The 15,474-nt window shown below is 41.2% G+C and carries 15 protein-coding genes and 1 pseudogene; 5 read left to right on the plus strand and 11 right to left on the minus strand.

The annotated features are described in order from the left end of the window. The 3 genes from ACJROX_RS23340 (at position 1) to ACJROX_RS23350 (ending at position 2,605) form a co-directional block, all read left to right on the plus strand. On the plus strand, positions 1-147 hold the full coding sequence (locus ACJROX_RS23340) for a hypothetical protein (RefSeq protein WP_408007597.1): 147 nt from the start codon (positions 1-3) through the stop codon (positions 145-147). A gap of 528 nt (positions 148-675) precedes the next feature. After that, complete coding sequence (locus ACJROX_RS23345; RefSeq protein WP_408007598.1) at positions 676-1,743, plus strand: undecaprenyldiphospho-muramoylpentapeptide beta-N-acetylglucosaminyltransferase; 1,068 nt, start codon at positions 676-678, stop codon at positions 1,741-1,743. A gap of 409 nt (positions 1,744-2,152) precedes the next feature. After that, entirely contained in the window at positions 2,153-2,605 is a 453-nt protein-coding gene (locus ACJROX_RS23350; protein WP_408007599.1) for a DUF6376 family protein, read from the plus strand. A gap of 68 nt (positions 2,606-2,673) precedes the next feature. On the opposite strand, the gene ACJROX_RS23355 is transcribed toward ACJROX_RS23350, so the two are convergent. The 8 genes and pseudogenes from ACJROX_RS23355 to ACJROX_RS23390 all read right to left on the minus strand — a co-directional run bounded on the left by ACJROX_RS23355 (position 2,674) and on the right by ACJROX_RS23390 (position 12,089). Continuing rightward, positions 2,674-3,090: a hypothetical protein gene (locus ACJROX_RS23355; RefSeq protein ID WP_408011748.1), complete on the minus strand. Its 417-nt coding sequence runs from the start codon at positions 3,088-3,090 to the stop codon at positions 2,674-2,676. A 24-nt stretch (positions 3,091-3,114) separates the two neighbouring features. Continuing rightward, a pseudogene (locus tag ACJROX_RS23360) lies at positions 3,115-3,578 on the minus strand (ATP-binding cassette domain-containing protein); the annotation flags it as partial. Next, positions 3,575-4,549, minus strand: coding sequence for an ABC transporter ATP-binding protein (locus tag ACJROX_RS23365; RefSeq protein WP_408007600.1), 975 nt, complete (start codon positions 4,547-4,549; stop codon positions 3,575-3,577). The pseudogene ACJROX_RS23360 and the gene ACJROX_RS23365, both read right to left, overlap by 4 nt. After that, complete coding sequence (locus ACJROX_RS23370) at positions 4,546-5,484, minus strand: hypothetical protein (protein ID WP_408007601.1); 939 nt, start codon at positions 5,482-5,484, stop codon at positions 4,546-4,548. The genes ACJROX_RS23365 and ACJROX_RS23370 overlap by 4 nt, the downstream gene beginning before the upstream one ends. After that, positions 5,481-6,290, minus strand: coding sequence for an ABC transporter permease subunit (locus tag ACJROX_RS23375; protein WP_408007602.1), 810 nt, complete (start codon positions 6,288-6,290; stop codon positions 5,481-5,483). Before ACJROX_RS23375 ends, ACJROX_RS23370 begins: the two co-directional genes overlap by 4 nt. Positions 6,291-6,498: 208 nt before the next feature. After that, positions 6,499-7,116, minus strand: a complete 618-nt coding sequence (locus tag ACJROX_RS23380; protein ID WP_408007603.1) for a DedA family protein — start codon at positions 7,114-7,116, stop codon at positions 6,499-6,501. A gap of 239 nt (positions 7,117-7,355) precedes the next feature. Then, positions 7,356-11,702 carry an alpha-amylase family glycosyl hydrolase gene (locus ACJROX_RS23385; protein ID WP_408007604.1) on the minus strand — a complete coding sequence of 1,449 codons (4,347 nt, stop codon included), beginning with the start codon at positions 11,700-11,702 and terminating at the stop codon, positions 7,356-7,358. Positions 11,703-11,927: 225 nt separating this feature from the next. After that, positions 11,928-12,089, minus strand: coding sequence for a hypothetical protein (locus ACJROX_RS23390; protein WP_408007605.1), 162 nt, complete (start codon positions 12,087-12,089; stop codon positions 11,928-11,930). Between the two features lie 420 nt (positions 12,090-12,509). Between ACJROX_RS23390 and ACJROX_RS23395 the strand changes: the two genes are divergently transcribed. Together ACJROX_RS23395 and ACJROX_RS23400 are read left to right on the plus strand one after the other, a co-directional pair. Then, entirely contained in the window at positions 12,510-12,830 is a 321-nt protein-coding gene (locus ACJROX_RS23395) for an ArsR/SmtB family transcription factor (RefSeq protein ID WP_408007606.1), read from the plus strand. 75 nt (positions 12,831-12,905) lie between these two features. Beyond that, positions 12,906-13,772, plus strand: a complete 867-nt coding sequence (locus ACJROX_RS23400) for a permease (protein WP_408007608.1) — start codon at positions 12,906-12,908, stop codon at positions 13,770-13,772. Between the two features lie 202 nt (positions 13,773-13,974). On the opposite strand, the gene ACJROX_RS23405 is transcribed toward ACJROX_RS23400, so the two are convergent. The 3 genes from ACJROX_RS23405 to arsC all read right to left on the minus strand — a co-directional run bounded on the left by ACJROX_RS23405 (position 13,975) and on the right by arsC (position 15,389). Beyond that, positions 13,975-14,259, minus strand: coding sequence for a HesB/IscA family protein (locus tag ACJROX_RS23405; protein ID WP_408007609.1), 285 nt, complete (start codon positions 14,257-14,259; stop codon positions 13,975-13,977). 72 nt (positions 14,260-14,331) lie between these two features. Next, the gene (locus tag ACJROX_RS23410) at positions 14,332-14,796 is read right to left on the minus strand and encodes an ArsI/CadI family heavy metal resistance metalloenzyme (RefSeq protein ID WP_408011749.1); all 465 of its coding nucleotides are present in this window, start codon (positions 14,794-14,796) and stop codon (positions 14,332-14,334) included. 173 nt (positions 14,797-14,969) lie between these two features. Further along, positions 14,970-15,389 carry an arsenate reductase (thioredoxin) gene (arsC, locus tag ACJROX_RS23415; RefSeq protein ID WP_408007610.1) on the minus strand — a complete coding sequence of 140 codons (420 nt, stop codon included), beginning with the start codon at positions 15,387-15,389 and terminating at the stop codon, positions 14,970-14,972. Between the last annotated feature and the right edge of the window lie 85 nt (positions 15,390-15,474).

A 15,474-nucleotide genomic window follows, 5' to 3' on the forward strand; every position in this document is an offset into this window, starting at 1 on the left:
ATGAGCAAATTGAGGGTGGAGCATGCGAAGTCTTGGTTTCATGACGTTTTTGGGAGAGGTGACCTGGATCGGTTAGATGAAATTACTATTGGTGAGGTAAAAATAGAAACTGCAGGCCGTCATTCAGTCGGATATTGGATTCCTTGATTGGTACCGTTCGACTTTCACAAACAGTGAGTGGGAATTAGATGATCTCATTACAGGGGATGAAAAGGTTGTTATCCGCTATACTGGAACAAGTACGTATGCGGATGGCTTGGATTACCTGCACGGGAAGAGCCGGTAAAGGAAACGGGAGTATTGATTTTTGCTTATGATGGGGATCTGATCAGCAAAGTATGGTGTGAATTAAGCGACCTGGAAGTATTTAGTGACTTAGGCGGGCTAGCACATACCAAAAAAAGCTGAAAGCTGAGAATGTCAGAAAAACTCTGTTATACCCAGGGTTTTGAACCCAAACATAAGGGTTGATCCGAAATCATCGGGTCAACCCCTATTCAGGCCGTAACTCCTACGAATAAAACAACAGTCCCATAAAATGATACACATTTGTCGGATGAAACAGAGAACCATTCCATATATAATAAAGTCAGTGGACTTCGGTACCTGATACGGTTGAGAGTAAGCACCTTTTTTGGTGCCTGGTACCGTAGCATTTAATAAAGGATGATGTAGATGAAGCGTATTTTATTAACGGGGGGCGGCTCGACCGGTCATGTTGCTGTCAATCTTGCTTTGATCCCTCACTTGAAACGTAACAATTGGGAAATCCATTATATAGGCTCACACAATGGGATTGAACGTGAATTGATCGAACATATACCTGAAGTAACCTATTATCCGATTTCCACCGGGAAGCTGCGAAGATACTTTGACATTAATAACTTTAAGGACCCGTTCCGTGTCATTAAAGGGATCGGCCAGGCTTTTCGGATCATCCGGAAGGTAAAGCCGAGTATCGTCTTCTCCAAAGGCGGATTCGTGTCGGTTCCAGTCATTCTTGCTTCTCGACTTACGAAAACACCTGTCATTTCTCACGAGTCAGACATGAGTCCTGGGCTTGCGAATAAAATTTCAATGCCTTTTGCTTCAAAGGTTTGTGTGACTTTCCCTGAAACACTCAAACATCTCCCTGAAGATAAAGGGATTTTACTAGGGTCAATTGTTCGTGAAGAACTGAGGACAGGCTCGAAGCGAAAAGGACTCCATTTATGCGATTTCACTGAATCCAAGCCAGTCATCCTCGTGATGGGTGGAAGCCAGGGAGCGAAGAGAATCAATGAAGCGATCAGAAGCCTGGTACCTACATTGACGAAAAAATACCAGATCGTTCATCTTTGTGGAAAAGGGAAAGTCGATAAAACAATAAACGTCCATGGATATAAACAATTTGAATATATAAAAGATGAGTTGCCGGACATTCTAGCCATGACAGATTTAGTCGTCACACGAGCGGGTTCAAACTCGATCTATGAATTTCTCGATTTACAAATCCCGATGATTCTTGTCCCGCTCCCACTCAGCCAGAGCCGGGGCGATCAAATCCAGAACGCTGAATCTTTTAAAAAGCAAGGCTTCGCTGAAGTGATACAGGAAGAAGATGTCACGGACGAATCCCTTCATCAGTTGATCGAAAAAACATTCAATGAACGAGACAAGTATAAAGGAAGCATGCAGCGGAGCGAGCAAAGCAACCCACTTGAAAAGCTGTACGGATTACTTGAAAAGTACAGCAAATACTAGTTATCATTTGATTTTCTATTCAACTATCATTAAACTATAAACAAGAAAACTTCATAGGCTCATTCCTTAAAGGGGAGTAGCTTACCACAACAAGGTCGTCATTACAGGAATCTATTCCTCGGCTTTGTTGGCAACATCTTGTTGTTAGCGAGACCTTTACCAGTTGTTCGAATTTCTGGTGGTCTCTTTTAAATAGACGTGATCACCGGATAAGGTGGTCACGTTTTTTCATTCCTATGAAAGGAGAGGAGAAAATGGCAATTAAAAAACTGATCAAAGCATTCATCCTGAAGAAGGGATACAGTGTTGCAAAGAATCATATCATCCCTATGGCAAAGAGAGAATTTAAGAAACGTCGTAAAAGATAAATTTTAGCGAAGAACTAAAACAAGTTAAAAGGAGAAATGACATGAAAAAATGGTTGCTTTCCAGTGTGATGGTGTTAATTTCGATCATGATCCTAAGCGGATGCTCCCTACTTCAAGGAGTCAATAATACACTTGAATATGTAAACGAGGCTACGAACTATATCAATACTGCAAGCACCTTTGCCGATGAAGTCCCTGCACTTGCTGAACAAGCGGTCTCTGATAAGAATGCGCGCGTCGAGCTGGAGGAAAGACTCAATCAGATGAAGTCAGATATTACAGCATTCAATGAGTTGGATCCACCAGGAGTGGCTGAAGGCGTTCATGAGAAAATAGAAGGTTACAATGACACCCTCGAGCAAGGTATTGACGGTTATTTAAGTAAGGTTGAAAATGGAGAAGTAGACCCGAAGATGCTTGAAGACTACGAAATCCTTCAAACAATCAATCAATTGACGAATATAAAGAACCAGCTTGAACAGCTGGGTTCATGATATATATGAAAAAGGACTGCCCCGTTTCCTAAACGAAGACTCTGGCCAGTCCTTTTTTTATTATTGAATTATCTCTGCACTTCAAAGTGCTTTATTTGAATGACATCAGCAGCGACGTAATGTTCATTTCCGATGTTGATCAAATGTGGTGGATACGGTGACAATGGAGGGACTTCTATTTTCTCCTGGGTAACGACCCTTTGTGTAGGATCATTTCTTGGAATGGATGAGAGCAGGGCCTTTGTATAAGGATGTACTGGATTTCTGTATATCTCTTCTTTCCCGGCAATTTCTAACATATGCCCTCCATTCAAGATGCCCACTCGGTCGCTCATATGATGGACGACACTTAAATCATGAGATATGAAAAGTGTTGTCAGATTGAATTCTTTTTTTAAATCTTTCAACAAATTCAATATTTGAGCCTGTACAGAAACATCCAAGGCTGAAACTGGTTCATCAGCAATAATCAGTCTGGGATTCATGACCAGGGCACGGGCTATTGCAACCCGCTGCCTTTGTCCCCCAGAGAAGTCGTGGATCGTCTTATGATAGGTACTTTTCGCCAACCCGACATTTTCAAGCATCCGGTAAGCTTTTTGTGTTCTTTCTTCAGGAGAAAACATTTTCTGTATGACCATTGGCTCTCTAGAATTTCCCCTACTCTTAGACGTGGGCTGAGAGACTCATAAGGATTTTGAAAAATCATTTGGAAATCCCTTCTCATTTCCCTCATTTTATTTCCAGTTAACTTGGAGATGTCTGCTCCATCAAACTTTAGGAGTCCATAGTCAGGCAGCAATAGGCGTAAAATTGTCCTAGCCAGCGTTGTTTTTCCAGAACCTGATTCTCCAACAATACCTAAAGTCTCCCCTTCGTATACACTAAAAGTAACCCCTTCAATCGCTTTTTTTATATTCACACCATCATGAAAGGATGTAGATAGATTTTGCACTTCAACCAGCTTATTCATATATTCGACACCTCAGGGCTTTCAGTAAAAAACCTGACATGATGCCCAGGTTCCACTTCAATCAAGGTTGAGGGGGAATGATATACTTTTTCATCTGCTGAGAACGTTTCAGGAGCAAAAATTCTTCCTTCATAGGCCGCTTCTTCACTTACGGCATCTCTTATCGTCAGGAGATGATCCCTTGGCTCTTCAATTTTCGGGATGCTATTCATCAATCCCTTCGTATAGGGGTGAACCGGATTTTTAAATAGCGTAAATACATCAGCAGTTTCAACGATTTTCCCTCCAAACATCACAATTACCCGATCGGCATACTCTGCAACTAATCCGAAATCATGTGTAATAAATAGAATGGAAGTACCCGTCGTTTGCTTGTAGTCATTCATAAGGTCCAAAATTTGTTTTTGTGTAGTAACATCAAGTGCTGTTGTCGGCTCATCAGCAATAATTAATTGAGGGTTACATGAAATAGCCATCGCAATGAGGGCACGTTGTTTCATCCCTCCAGAAAGCTGGCCAGGGTATTGATTGAAAACTTCTGTTGGCTTATGAAATCCAACTTTCGTTAATAGGCGCAGAGCTTCACATTTAAGCTCTTCACGATTCATCATCCGATGATAAGCCAAACCTTCCGTAATCTGTTTTCCGATTTTCATAGACGGATTCAAGGAAATTGAAGCATCTTGAAAAATCATTGAGATTTTTTTACCGCGAATTTGCTGTAATTCTTTTTGGTCCAGTAATAATAAGTCTTTATCTTCGTAAAAAACATGCCCGCCAATAACCTGTCCGTTTCTGGGCAACAGTCCTAACATAGACAGCGATGTTATACTTTTTCCAGATCCAGATTCTCCAATCAACGCAACGGTTTCACGTTTATCAATCGAAAAACTGACATCATCAATTGCGATAAACTCTTCTTTTTCCGACTTGAAAGCGACTTTAAGATTTCGAACCTCTAATAGTATCATGACCCGCTCCCCCTGTCTGTCTGTTTCATCGTATTCTGCATTCCATTGATTATGAGATTCATAGAAAATATCGTCAATGAAAAGAAGGCTAACGGAATAAGAATTACATGCGGGTTATGTACGATCTCTTGAAAATTGTTGCCTATCAGACCTGACCATTCCCCGGTAAGCGAAACGAACACTTCATGTGTGCTCAAAAGATCCCCGTCCAAGATTGTTTTTACACCACCAAGAAAAATCAACAAAACGCCAAGATGAGCGAGCAAAATCAAAACTTGGATGATTTGTTGAGCGATCACCAATAAAAAACGACTAGCCATCTCCGGTAATACGTGTTTGATATATACATAGCGATGCTTTGCCCCCAAAGAAAATGTACTGACAATGTGCTCCTTTCTTGAAATTCTTGCGATATCCTTTGAAAAAATAGAGATAAGGGGTGGGACTCCTATAAGAATCAATATGATGCACTGAATCGTCACAATCTCAAGAAAACCGCTCCCCTTCTCTGCTTGTTTTACCGCTAAAGGTGCCATTAACAAATAGGCCAATATGGAAGCAGGTACAAAGATGGTAGACTCGATGATGTCCTCTAACAAAGGCTTAAGTTTTGCATTGTATTGATGATAAACAATTGCAAACAGACCTGAAAAGACAACTCGGAATACAGCAATCACAATAGCAACAAGCAATGTATATTTAGCCCCATTGATGAGGAGGATCAATAAATTCCTTCCAAATTTGTCCGTTCCAAATGGAGGGACTTGTGAAGGCGAAAATGGTGCTACATCAACCAGTCTCCCATCTTCGTATAAATATTTGACTTCCTCAGGATGGTCAAAAAACAAGAGGTACATGAAACTCAACATGATTAATGAAATGATGATGAAGCTTCCAATCAGGAACTGTGGTTGTTTCCATATGGTATGTCTCATGCTGCCTGCTCCTCCTTATTTCCAGTAGATTTATCGATCATCGATTGTGCTAGTTCAAATAAGAATAAGAAAGGGATCGTTATCATGATGGAACTGACGATAAATACGAAGATATTCGGGCTGAGCATGATTCTCATCAAACCATGAATATTGAACACATATTCCATAATAAAAAGATTTGAAAGCATAAATACAAAAATCGTTTTGAAATATAGAAATAAATTGAACAACACGTTTCTGAAAACATGTCGGATTAAAATGTAATAATCCCCCATACCCATTGATTTCGCTACGTTTACGTATGGTTTATTCCTCTCTTCTTCAAGTAGGAGAAAGGTTATTTTGAAGAGTTGGATTGTCGGCAGGACAGATAGGACCAATATTGGAAGCAAATAGATTTTATCATCATAAACGACAGTAACATTACTGATAAGCCAGCCTGTCTTTTGATATATGTAAACAATCAACAGTTGCAAAGATATTACGATGAACAAATCAGGTATGGATTCGAGTAATGTCAGCATCCCGTAAACCATTTTCTTAACAAAACGAGGCAATAACGCGGTGCAGAATGTAAACATGATCGCTAAAAATAAACCGAGTAATAATGCCCCGAAGAAAATCGTCATGGAATAAGCATATTTATCAAAAATACCTGGAAAGAAATCATACGTTTTTCCATTGAATGTATAGGATTGTAAGTTGATTGTCTGGTCGAAGCCATATAGAAGGCTTGGCAAAAAACCGATAAAAATAATTCCGATTATAATTGATTTTAGTCTTTTAAAATAACCGCCCAGCGACACCTTTACTCCCCCTCTTTCGTTCGATGAAGTCTTCTCTAAACCTGTTAATGGTTATTGAATATTCTGAAATAATCGTAACAATGAAAACAAATTATGTAAACAAATTCCATATTGTGTAAAGGGGGCTTAACAAATCGGGGACTTCCGTTGATGTGTTTTCTATTTCTGGGTATATGAAAAGGCGACCGATACGGCCGCCTTTTCATTCCTAGTTTTTATTCTTTTTTTTCTTATAGATGACAAACCAAACAATCAACAGGATCGCAACGATACCTAGGATGATATAGATCGTTTTGGAGTACAGCTTTACATATTGTATGATCTCCGTCCAATTTTCACCTAGTGCCGCACCAATGCTTACGAGGAGGATGTTCCATATGATCGTACCAAGGGTTGTGAGAACGATGAAAAAAAGAAAAGGCATATTTGACATACCTGCCGGGATAGAGATGACGCTCCTTAAAAATGGCATCATCCTTCCAAAAAACACGGTCCATTTCCCATAACGATCAAACCACTCATCGGCTCTATGTACGTCATTCTTTTTTAATCGAATGATACGCCCCCAACGATCGATGATTCTCTCGAGGTTTTCCACATCCAATAACAGCCCCACACCATAAAGGACGATCGCCCCAAAAACGGAGCCCGCAGTGGAGGCGATGATGACACCAATGATATGAAGATCCGTTGTTGTCGTAACGAATCCACTGAAAGGCAGCACCACTTCAGAAGGAATCGGTGGAAATAGATTTTCTAGAGCCATAATGAAGAAGATTCCAAAATAGCCATATTGCTCGATGATCGCTGTATACCAACTTTCCATTACATGCTCCTTTTAACAGATTCAAACGCTATGATCTTCCTATAATACTTCCCAATCCTCAAAAATTTGAAACGGTCCTGGTACCAATCTAAAAGCCTTCTCCCCCAAGGGATGCGAAACGGTGTCAGGTACATAAAATGAACCGTTGCTACAGATGGGTTCTGAAAGTGTACCTGGCACCGTTTAAATGATATCAGGCACCGTCTCGAAATGACAGTGCCTGAAGAATTATTAATTATTCAATTCTTCACGAGTTTGAATTTGATATCTTTGGTATTTTTGTCGATTGCGCCTACGTCGTTGTTGAAGATGTCCGATTTGTTTTCTTCTGTAGGTTCGATGTGGATATCAAACACATTTTCGCCATCAGCAAGAATGACCTCGTGGCTCCACGACATATCGTCATTAATTGTTACAGCTTCACCATTGATCGTAAGTACACCTTCTTTAATCGCATTTCCGCTCAAAACGACCTTGTCATCTGATATAGACTGTCCATTGGCGTGTGAGGTAATGACAATCGGTTGATCGATCCAGCGCAGGATCGTATCCTCAACAACCATTTTATTATTACCCTGGTTTTCAACGACCACCTTCATATCTGTGCCAGGTGCGCCATACCCATAATAACTGATATCGTCATCAGTCGAGTCATATGGTGTGTGATCAGCCAATCCTTCTTGATCCCAAGAATTACCCTTCACATATTTGTACGTCAAAACTTCACCGACCTGCATATCAACTGTATACTCCCAATCTGGTGTTACCGCTCCATTACGGCTCATTTCCCAGGCACTTGTATTCCAGCCGTTCAAGCTGTTCGGCATCGTAATTTTCGTATCAAGCGGGGTGTAATCCGGTGCATTCACCTTGAACGTCACTTCTACCATGACAATGTCTGGCTTTACAGCAACGGAATTGGAATCGACATAATTTCCATAACGATCATAGACACGTACCACATAGGTATACTCCTTGCCGTTTTCCACACTCAAATCTCGATAGCTGGTCGCATTAGGATCCCAAATTTTATCGATCACTACGCCGTCACGAACAATCGCAATCATATAAGGATCATCCGGGTTTTCCAGACTCCAATCCAAGTTGACCTGCCCAGACTCCTGGATCGGTTCCTCTAAAATAACCGAGTCTACCGGCAGTGTTTCATCTTCAGATTTTGTGATCGCAACTGTCTGTGTTTCCGAAAAAACCCAATTGCGGCCAAGATCTGTCGTAAACGCGTAACGGTATTGATAGTCCCCGGTTTCTAATGGTAAAAATTCTGCAGAAAACGTATTCGCACCATCTTTTTGCCCTTTATATCCGGTATTAACCGTTTCCCACTTATTAGAACCAGGAGAGAGTACTTGCAGGTTCGCCTCCAATCCTTCAACCAGCTCTTCAGCCGAATGGTCTCCAACTGAAATGGTTGCTTCTACTGTTTTCGACTCAGCCAAATCCAGAACAGAAGATTCAAGTTCCGTTACGCCTTCGATCGAGTACGATCCCTCTTTCAACGGAATGTGCGGGATTACTTGTTCAGTAGCGTTTTTTGCCGATTCATTCCCATATCGATCGACAGCAACCACCGCAAAATAATACTTCCGACCATTATCTAGTTCGTCGACTTTTATAGTAGTGCCCTCTGTCGTTTCTACCTTTTTATAAAGTGACCCTTCGATATTCGTCATGTAGACATTGTATTTTTCTGCCTTATTTCCATTCCATGAAAGGGTCACTTCTCCGATACCTTCCTCAGCTTTTAAATCTTTGACGGCTGAAGGTGCGTTGATATTCGCATTTTTTGCGATGAACATCTGACCGCTCATCGCAGGAATCGTCAGTGTTACTTTTCCATCCTCCACTTTCACATCATTCTTTTCAGATAGCTGACCTTTGAATTCAACCCCATTAAGGGCGAAACCTTTAACATCTAATTCCACTGTTTTCTTTTCACTTCCACGGTTAATCGCCACAAGGCCATGCTTTTTATCCAAACTACGACCATAGACGAATACATCACCATCCGCATGAAGATTCTCCAGATCACCATGTGCAAAAAGGTCTTGATATTGCGCACGTATCTTGCCAAGCTTCTGATAATGCTTGATCAGCTTTTCATTTTCTTCTCCCCATGGATATGTCCGTCTATCATCCGGATCCTTCGAACCTGTAAGGCCAGCTTCATCCCCGTAATAGACCGTCGGAGCACCTGGGTAACCGAACTGGAAGATCGCTGCCAGCTTCAATCGTTTTAAACCAAGCTCATGGTCATAATTTTGATCGAATTCCGCCCGTTCGGCATTTTCAGATCCATTTCCAAGTAAAAAAACCGCTCGGGCTGTATCATGGGAACCCAGCAAGTTCATCAAGTTGTAGAATGCTTCGTCTGGATAGTCCTCCTGGATGGCGGTCAGTTGTTCAGCAGCACCGTGTGCATTCCCGTTTCGTAAATAATCGAGCATCGCACCACGGAACCGGTAGTTCATCACTGAATCATAAAGATCCCCAAGGAAGTATTTGGACGCATCATCCCAAATTTCTCCGAGAATCAATGGATCGTCATTCGTCTCTGTTTTGGTACCTTTGATTTCTGTACGGAATTCTCTCCAAAACTCTGGATCTACTTCATTAGCCACATCCAGTCGCCAGCCCGATCCTCCGTGTTTCAACCACGATTTTGAAACGGAATCCTTATCGTACATGATATAATCCGCAAATTCCTCATTGTTCAACTCTGAATCATAAGGAACTGCCTCACCAGGAACCGAGGCGATTTCTGGTAAACTGTCAAATCCCCACCAGGCCTGGTAATCATAGCGCTCATTCGGTGTACCTTCTTCGACCTTATTATTCTCTATGTTAAACCAGTTGTGGAAACCGTATTCACTGAACACTTGTCCTTCTGCTAGAAATTCTTCCTCAGCTTTAGCCTTTGCGTCTTTCTCGGACAAACCTTGCTCATTCATATAATCGTAGATTCGCGCCCAATACTCGTAAGCTCCTACTGTTTCATATTTTCCATAACGGTCAAAATAAATCGAGTCGTCTCCTACATGATTGAACACACCATCCAATATGAGGTGCATATTCCGTTTTTTCAACTCTTGTGTAAACTTCTTGAACTCCTTCGGTGAACCGAACATCGGGTCGACCGCTTTGAAGTCAGTTGCATCATATTTGTGGTTTGATGCAGCATGGGCTACTGGGTTAAGATAAATGGTGTTTACACCTAGTGACTGGATGTAATCAAGCTTTTCATGGACACCTTTTATATCTCCTCCAAAGAAGTCATTGCTCCAGATCCCATCTCCCTCGTAACCTGAGGTAGTTTCGAGCCTTGGATTATCAGGAAGCTCACTCCATTCCTGATGTTCGATCGGCTCGATACCACGCGCATTCTCTTTCGAATCATCGTTTTCCGGGTTACCATTATTAAAACGATCAGGGAAGATTTGATAAACAACCGATTCCTTCATCCAATCAGGAGTTTTGTATTCTGGTTCGTACACTGTAAGCTGGAATAAATCAAGCACCGTATCACCAGTACGGCCAGATTTTCCTTGTGTCGTATCCTCCCCGTATTCTTTAACTGTTTTACCATCTAAAGCTATGAATTTATAGCCATAGACTCCTTTTTCTTCAGGTGTGAACTTCGCTTCCCAGTATTCACGTTCTCCTTTTCCATCAACATCAGTCCATCCGACCTTCTCCATTTTGATCAACTTGGAATTTCCAGAGGTTTGGTTCTTTAAAAGAAGGTTAGCGCCCGTCAAGTCGCTTTTTTCAGCCTCCAACCGCAGTTTCACTTCTTCTCCGGTTTTAATCGCACCAAATGGTTTACGGTAGACTTCATTCCACGAATCGTGAAATAGCTTGTCTGCTTTTATACTGCCATCAGGTCCAGAACCTTCGTTACTTGTCGTCACTTCCTTTGTTTCGTGATTAAAGTAGAATGTCACCTCTTGATCTTTAATTACGTCAAATTTCGCATTTTCGCCTGGATACTCTTCACCCCAACCATTTCCAAGGACAACCTTGAATTCATACTCGCCCTTTGGAATATTTGCTGTGTATTCGTAAATGTTATCGTGATTTCCATCTTCTAAAATGGCTGTCGATGTCCCTGGTGACCAGGCATCACCTGCACCGATGGGAGGTTGCAGGGATCCAGCTAGACGCGGTGCTTGGTCCTCAGTCATAGTCGTCGTTACATGTGTCTCGTCATTGTAGACGAAGAGTACTTCCTTTTCCTCATCCAAGTTGAGAATCATGTTTTGACCACCCGCTTCACCGTTTTCACCGTAATTTTCATCCCAGCTTCCATTGATTGCGATTTTAAATTCATAATTCCCAGGTGGTAATGTCTTTTTTAAATAAAATTTCCCACTCTCTGCTTCCGTCATCTTGAAATCATCCGATGCGGGGTTCCAGTATGTAGAGTCACCCTCTTCCCCAAAACTACCGACCACACGAACTGCCCTTTCTTCTGCATCAGCTTTTGACGTTTGCACACCGGAAAACATCTGCAACGTCAACAGAAAAACCATGACCAACAAAAAAATCTTCGAACCTCGTATTCTCACACGATTACTCCTTTCAGGCTTTGGATTTAATACGTTCACACAGTTTGAATGAAAGTTGCGAAAACGTTTGCACAAATGTAAAAAAAGAATGGCTGCGATAGTCGAGATAACTCGTGCAACCGTTTTCATATTATTATACAGAATGTTCTAAATACTTCATATGGGACTTTTTGCATAAATAAGTAAAAGGGCATCTTTTTAAGATGCCCTTTCATTACGTTTTCTTTAGCAACATCCCTGGTCATTATCACTGCCACAGCATGAATCTGCATCATCACTTCCGCAGCAAGAATCATTTTTCTCTTCTTGTACTTCCTTGATCTCAACACCACAACAATCACTGTTCCTTTGCCCTTTTCCAGATACTTTTTTGATCAATTGGATCATCTTCTTCATCTCCTTAAAATGTTTGTTTTTATTACATCAATTATTTTTGATTATATAGTTAAAAAATTTAGCAGGTGCACTGGCATTCATACTTTGTCTGGGAATCTACAGTTGCCTTCGGAGTTGCGAATTTTGCATACAGTTCCCTCAACTTGAACCAAACTGTATTTTGGTCGTTGGTTTCGACCTTTGGTAAAGCTTTGTTCATTTGCTCTTTGCGATACTCGATCTCTGTTTCCATTGAATAAAAGTTTAGCATTTGAAATTCCTTAAATCAAATTTTATTGATTAATTAGATTATATTCTTCCGGATTCCATTTTGCAACTATAAAATCAAATTTTTTTGATTTATTAATTGCATTTCAATTCTTCCCATAATATACTGTGGTTAATCAAACATTTTTGATCGAGGTGATTGAAATGAAAGAAATTGAACTTGTTGACGAATCCCTTCCTCGTACTTTTGAAAAATATGAAACGAAATTCAAAGCAATCGCCGATAAGAAAAGGCTCCAGTTGATGTATCTTCTCACTCAGAAAGGTGAAGTCTGTGTATGCGATCTCGTTGATATGATGGAAATGCCGCAGTCTAAGCTCTCTTACCATCTTAAGATACTACTGGATGCAGGCCTTATCACAAGAGAAACACGCGGAACATGGAGTTACTACAGATTGAATCAAGACGAAGTGAATCACTTGTTATCTGCTGAGCTTTGCTGCTTATTCAGACCTTCTTGCTGACAGAAGGTTTTCTTTTCACCTAATTAATCAATTTTGTTTGATTAATAAAAACAAAATATGAAAAGGATGATCCATATGTGGATGGAAACATTGGAAAACTTTTTATGGATTGCATTAGAATTAACAGTTCTTTTCGTCGGTATTTCATTTGTGATCAGCCTGCTCCAAGGCTACATCCCTTATGAAAAAATCGAAAAGAAACTCGTTGGTAAAAACAAACTGTTTGCTGCATTTTTCGCTCTATTCTTTGCGTTTATTACGCCTTTTTGCTCATGCTCGACAATACCGGTCGTCGTCAATATGCTTAAGAAAAAACTTCCCCTCAACATTGTAATGATTTTTCTATTTGCTTCACCAGTGCTTGATCCTACAATTCTAACAATCATGGGTGTCATACTCGGCTGGAAAGTAACGATCATTTATACCGTTCTGACATCAACATTCTCCGTCATAATTGGATTTACTCTCGGCGCTCTAGGATTCGAAAGGGCGATCAAAAATGTAGTCATGTCGGGTTACAATGAGAAAAGCCAAAAATTCAATTTTAAGTTGGCGTTCAAAGAAACCTGGGATCTGATGAAAAGCGTCTATCCGTATTTACTGCTCGGGGCGGCTATCGGTGCGATCATTCACGGAACCGTACCTACAGAATGGATTTCAAACGCTTTTGGAAAAGACGCCTGGTGGCTCATTCCTTTAGCTGCCATTATCGGGGTTCCGCTTTATATTAGATTATCCAGTATGATTCCGATTTCTCAAATATTGATTGCAAAAGGGATGGCTCTCGGACCTGTCATGGCCATGATGATCAGTTCAGCCGGAGCAAGCCTTCCAGAAGTCATTCTGCTGAAATCGATCTTCAAAAAGGAACTCGTCATCACTTTCGTTCTCTCTGTCATTACGATGTCGACGATCTCCGGATTCGTGTTTTACCTGATTTAAGTTTGAAATCTTAACTTGGAGTCTTGTCGAGTAACTTGGTGCTCTGGTCATGCATCTATGAGCTCTGGTCGTGCAACTTGGAGCTCTGGTCGTGCATCTTACAAACTTGGTCATGCATTCTAGGCTTCCATAGGGGAATTCTGTACCTTAGAACATAGATGAGGACCGCTTTCACATTGAGAAGCGGTCCTCTATCTTCTTATTAACAGCATTCGTCCTGACCAAGGAATACCAGCCCGGCTCCTTGAGGTGTTTGCTGAAAATCTACCGTAATACCCTCAGTCACTGAAACAATTCGTTCGTCGATAGATACACGGATACCATTCAATTCCTTAACTTCATCATTCTCTTGAGGCTCATCCAGAGCCATTCCCAATTTGGGACCGCCTCAGCCCATGCCCGCAAAATAGATACGGATTCCTTTTGCATCATGCTGATGGAGGATGCCCTCGATTGCTTGCTTTGCACTATCTGTAATTTGCATCAAACTCTTCCTTCCAATTAAAGCATTTCATACCTTAGTTTAGAGTATTCCTGTACCATACTCAACCGTTACTGTTTACTTTTTAGGTGATGTCATTTCAATAGTAATCGGTTGTGGTTGTGGCGGTGCACAGCATAAGGAAAGATCACGTGCGTCACCAGCGGATTCGAATTCGGAATCCTCTTTCGTATAAAAGATCTCCCATGCATTTCCATCTGGATCATATACCCAAACCTTATCCTGGACTGCATAGCAGCAAGTCGTATCCATTTCATCGATTAATAGCAATCCGGACTCACGAAGGCGTTCGCCCATTTTCAACACGTCATCTGTATTGTTCACTTGGAAGCCTAGGTGGTTCAATACGCCTTCCTTGTTGAAATCACGGACATTTAATGAAAAATGCAATGCTGGTTCTTCAAGTTCGAACTTCGCATAATTGTCTTTTACTTTCGTAGGCACAGCACCAAAAAAGCTTTTATAGAATTCAAGAGACTTTTCCAAATCGCTGCAATTCACAGCTACATGCATTCGGTTGATCATGAAAACCTCTCCTTTTCATTTGATAGGCTCGGTTATTCTTGTTGATGTCTGCAAAATTCACTCTCTTTCCGCGGGTGATCCACAAGCCTCCTCTCTGGGGTCTCGCCTGGCTCACTTTTCCCGCTGGAGTGTCGTGAATTTCGCTTATACTCCAAGAGCGCCTTTAAAAATCACTTTTCCTCTTTTGCAAACTTCTGGATCCGTTCACTGATTTCATCACGTACACGTTGGAAAAATGCCCACTTTTCTTCTTCTGTGCCTTCAGCTTTTGCAGGGTCGTCGAATCCCCAATGGTCCCGTTTTACATGAGGGGGTGTCATCGGGCACTTATCGTTTGCATCTCCACATAGCGTAACGACAAAATCCGCTTTGTTCAACAATTCCGGATCAATGATATCAGATGTTTGATCGGTGATATCGATATCGGCTTCTTCCATTGCTTTCACTGCATTCGGATTCAAGCCGTGCGCTTCTATTCCGGCTGAATGAACCTCAAATCGGTCCCCAAGATATTTTTTTCCGAACCCTTCAGCCATCTGACTGCGGCATGAGTTTCCGGTACATAGGAAATAGATGATTGGTTTAGACATTTTACATAACTCCTTTTAAATGTTTTTTAGATTCGGGTCTTGTTATTCTTGATTGTTGATTTTTGCGAAAGTCACTCCCTTTCCG

The sequence above is a fragment of the Pseudalkalibacillus sp. A8 genome (genome assembly GCF_045920555.1).
Taxonomy (GTDB): domain Bacteria; phylum Bacillota; class Bacilli; order Bacillales; family Fictibacillaceae; genus Pseudalkalibacillus.

Coding starts and splice junctions, on each gene's coding strand:
- ACJROX_RS23340 (WP_408007597.1), top strand. CDS start 1: ATGAGCAAATTGAGGGTGGAGCATGCGAAGTCTTGGTTTCATGACGTT.
- ACJROX_RS23345 (WP_408007598.1), top strand. CDS start 676: ATGAAGCGTATTTTATTAACGGGGGGCGGCTCGACCGGTCATGTTGCT.
- ACJROX_RS23350 (WP_408007599.1), top strand. CDS start 2,153: ATGAAAAAATGGTTGCTTTCCAGTGTGATGGTGTTAATTTCGATCATG.
- ACJROX_RS23355 (WP_408011748.1), bottom strand. CDS start 3,090: ATGAATCCCAGACTGATTATTGCTGATGAACCAGTTTCAGCCTTGGAT.
- ACJROX_RS23365 (WP_408007600.1), bottom strand. CDS start 4,549: ATGATACTATTAGAGGTTCGAAATCTTAAAGTCGCTTTCAAGTCGGAA.
- ACJROX_RS23370 (WP_408007601.1), bottom strand. CDS start 5,484: ATGAGACATACCATATGGAAACAACCACAGTTCCTGATTGGAAGCTTC.
- ACJROX_RS23380 (WP_408007603.1), bottom strand. CDS start 7,116: ATGGAAAGTTGGTATACAGCGATCATCGAGCAATATGGCTATTTTGGA.
- ACJROX_RS23390 (WP_408007605.1), bottom strand. CDS start 12,089: ATGATCCAATTGATCAAAAAAGTATCTGGAAAAGGGCAAAGGAACAGT.
- ACJROX_RS23395 (WP_408007606.1), top strand. CDS start 12,510: ATGAAAGAAATTGAACTTGTTGACGAATCCCTTCCTCGTACTTTTGAA.
- ACJROX_RS23400 (WP_408007608.1), top strand. CDS start 12,906: ATGTGGATGGAAACATTGGAAAACTTTTTATGGATTGCATTAGAATTA.
- arsC (WP_408007610.1), bottom strand. CDS start 15,389: ATGTCTAAACCAATCATCTATTTCCTATGTACCGGAAACTCATGCCGC.